Source organism: Streptomyces sp. HSW2009 (assembly GCF_040240285.1).
In the GTDB taxonomy this organism is placed as follows: Bacteria; Actinomycetota; Actinomycetes; order Streptomycetales; family Streptomycetaceae; genus Streptomyces.
Window position 1 is genome coordinate 1 of sequence record NZ_JBEHZD010001127.1, and the last position, 584, is coordinate 584.

The 584-nt window shown below is 61.5% G+C and carries 1 protein-coding gene; it reads left to right on the forward strand.

Annotated elements, in window-relative coordinates:
* A partial coding sequence (locus AAHZ94_RS34875; RefSeq protein ID WP_349997663.1) for an acyl carrier protein occupies nt 1-584 on the forward strand: 584 nt, incomplete at both ends.

The window sequence follows — 584 nt, forward strand, 5'->3', positions numbered from 1 at the left end:
TTCAAGGAGTTGGGTTTTGATTCGTTGACTGCGGTGGAGTTGCGTAATCGGTTGTCGGTGGTGAGTGGGGTGAGGTTGCCGGCGACGTTGGTGTTTGATTATCCGACGCCGCGGGTGTTGGCGGGGTTTGTGGTGTCGCGGTTGGGTGGGGTGTCGGTGGGTGTGTCGCGGGTTTTGGATGTGGTGGGGTCGGATGAGCCGGTGGCGATTGTGGGGATGGCTTGTCGTTTTCCGGGTGGTGCGGTGTCGCCTGAGGGGTTGTGGGATGTGGTGGTGGGTGGTCGTGAGGTGTTGGGGGGGTTTCCGGTGTCGCGGGGTTGGGATGTGGAGGGGTTGTTTCATCCGGATCCGGATCATCCGGGGACGAGTTATGCGCGTGAGGGTGCGTTTTTGTATGACGCGGATCGGTTTGATGCGGGGTTCTTTGGGGTGAATCCGCGGGAGGCGTTGGCGACTGATCCGCAGCAGCGGTTGTTGTTGGAGGCGTCGTGGGAGGTGTTGGAGCGGGCGGGTATTGATCCGGTGTCGTTGAAGGGTTCGGCGACCGGTGTGTATGCGGGCGTGATGTACCACGACTACGCCGC